The sequence below is a fragment of the Amnibacterium sp. genome, assembly GCF_051956055.1.
In the GTDB taxonomy this organism is placed as follows: Bacteria; Actinomycetota; Actinomycetes; order Actinomycetales; family Microbacteriaceae; genus Amnibacterium.
The window spans coordinates 1-2,688 of the sequence record NZ_JBQCGC010000056.1; the positions used below are offsets into that span (position 1 = coordinate 1).

2 protein-coding genes are annotated in these 2,688 nt (G+C 71.4%); both read right to left on the reverse strand.

Annotation, left to right across the window (positions count from 1 at the left end; all coding sequences use genetic code 11):
* A partial coding sequence (locus ACTHLI_RS08400; protein ID WP_440182709.1) for a mechanosensitive ion channel family protein occupies window positions 1-1,034 on the reverse strand: 1,034 nt, incomplete at its 3' end.
* Window positions 1,027-2,688: aminopeptidase N (pepN, locus tag ACTHLI_RS08405; protein ID WP_440182710.1), on the reverse strand; the 1,662-nt coding region annotated here is incomplete at its 5' end. The genes ACTHLI_RS08400 and pepN, both read right to left, overlap by 8 nt.

Here is a 2,688-nt window from a genome sequence, read left to right on the forward strand (position 1 = left end):
ATGGAGGGCGCGGTGCGGCGCGACGCCCGGCGATGCGGCACGGGGACCAGGCCGGTGCGCGGCGGGCGGACGCCCCGCAGCGCGCCGGCGTACTCGAACTGCGTCAGCCGCTCGCTGGAGATGCGGATGTCCGTGATACCGGCGTCCTCCAGCGCCTCCCGGAGATGGGTGCGGATCGCCCAGGCCACGTCGTCGCGCTGGTTCGCGTTGGTGCGGACGACGATCCGCAGGACGGGGCCGTCCGCGGTGATGGACTCGAGCCCCCACAGCTCGGGCGGCTCGGTGACCGAGCCGTGCCACTCCGGCTGCGAGACCGCCAGCTTCGCCGCGTCGAGCAGCCTGCGCTGCAGCTGCTCGAGGTCGGCGGTGTTCGGGACCGTCACGTCGACGATCGCGCGCGACCAGCCCTGCGACCGGTTCCCGACGCGGGTCAGCTCGCCGTTGCGCACGTACCAGAGCACGCCGTTGACGTCGCGGATCTGGGTCACCCGGATGCCGACCGCCTCCACGATCCCGGTCGCCAAGTCGGTCTCGACGATGTCGCCGACGCCGAGCTGGTCGTCCGCGACCATGAACAGCCCGGTCAGCACGTCCTTGACCAGGTTCTGCGCGCCGAAGCCGAGCCCGGCGCCGAGCGCCGCGGTGATCAGCGAGAACGCGCCCGTGATGTTCGAGTTGATCACGGTGACGATCGAGATCAGCGCCACCACCACGACGACGACCGACACGACGTTGTTCAGCACCGTCCCGAGCGTCCGGGTGCGTTGCACGACCCTGGCCGCGCTGACCGGCGACGAGAGCAGGGCCTGGGTGTCCTCCACCCGCTGCCGCCGCTTCGCGCCGGTCACGATCCGGTTCACACCGATCCGGATGATCCGATGGGCGATCAGCCGCACGAGCAGCGCGACGACCACGATGACGAGGACCTGGATGATCTTCCCCCACCAGGAGTCCGGCCAGCCGGACGCGGGGGGATCGAAGATCGTGCTCCAGATGCTCTGCAGCGGGGCGGCGCGGAGCACGAGGTCACTCACGTGCGTCACGCTCCTGCGCCGTCAGGGCGCGCTGCACCGCGGCCGTGTTCTCGACGACGACGCGTCGCAGCGCGGGTGCCGCGTCGGCGTGCTCCGCGAGCCAGCGCTCGGACGCCGCGACGAGCTCCGCGGAGGCGAGCGGGGAGGGGTAGAGGCCACGCAGGAGCGTCTCGGCGATCGCGTAGCTGCGGTCGGTCCACAGCTGCTCGATGACCGCGAAGTAGCGCTCCACGTACGGCTCGAGCAGGCCCGTGTCGATCGCGCGGCGGAACCCGAGGCAGGTCGAGCGGACGGTCGCGTTCGGCAGCGCGGCCGAATCGACGAGCGAGGCCCACGCCGCCTCCTTGCCCTCCGGCGTCGGGATCGCCGCACGGGCGTGCGCCGCGGACTCGCGGCCGGTTGCGGTGTCGTCCGCCGCGAGCGTCGCCGTGATCTCGGGGCCGTCCGCCTCGCCGCCCGCGACGAGCGCGATGAGCAGTTCCCAGCGCAGGTCGGTGTCCACGTCGAGACCGGGCAGCGGGGTCGACCCCGACAGCAGCCCGCGGACGGCCTGCAGCTGCTCGGGCGTGCGGGCGACGGAGGCGAGCGCGCGCACGAACTGGAACTGGGCGTCCGAGCCGGCGTCCGCGGCGAAGGCGAGGCGCTGCAGCCCGTCGCCGAGCGCGACGAGGGTCTCCTCCCGCACCTCCGGCGCCACGTAGCTCGCCGCGACGACCTGCGCCTGCGCGAGCACCTGCCGCACGGTCGTCGACTCCGTCTCGCTGCCGACGTTGTTGAGCACGAGCCGCACGAAGTCGCGCGGGCGCGCCTCCGCGTCCCGGGTCGCGTCCCAGACCGCGCTCCACACCAGGGAGCGGGCCAGCGGCGACTCGATCTCGGCGAGGTGGTCGATCGCCGTCTCGAGGCTCTCCGCATCGAGCCGGATCTTCGCGTACGCGAGGTCGTCGTCGTTCAGGAGGACGAGGGCGGGTCGGCGCTTGCCGACCAGCTCCGGCACGTCCGTGGAGACGCCGTCGACGTCGAGCTCGAAGCGCTCGGTGCGCACGAGGCGCTCGCCCTGCAGCTCGTAGAAGCCGATGGCGAGGCGGTGGGGACGGATCGTGGGCTGCGCCTCGATCGCGGTCTGGGCGATGGTGAACGCGGTGATGAACCCGCCCTCATCGGTCTCGATCTCGGGGGTGAGGGTGTTCACGCCCGCGGTCTCGAGCCAGGCCTCGCTCCAGGCGGTCAGGTCGCGGCCGCTCGTCGCCTCGAGCTCGACGAGCAGGTCCTTCAGCGTCGTGTTCCCGAAGGCGTGCTTCACGAAGTACTCGTGGACGCCCGCCAGGAACGGCTCGCGGCCGACGTAGGCGACGAGCTGCTTCAGCACGCTCGCGCCCTTCGCGTAGGTGATGCCGTCGAAGTTGACCTGCACGTCCTCGAGGTCGCGGATCTCCGCGACGATCGGGTGGGTGGAGGGAAGCTGGTCCTGCGTGTAGGCCCAGTTCTTCTCAAGGATGTTGAAGGTGGTCCACGCCTCCGCCCACTCGGTCGCCTCGGCGGTCGCGAGGGTGGAGATGAACTCGGCGAACGACTCGTTCAGCCAGAGGTCGTTCCACCACTTCATCGTCACGAGGTCGCCGAACCACATGTGGGCGAGCTCGTGCAGGATCGT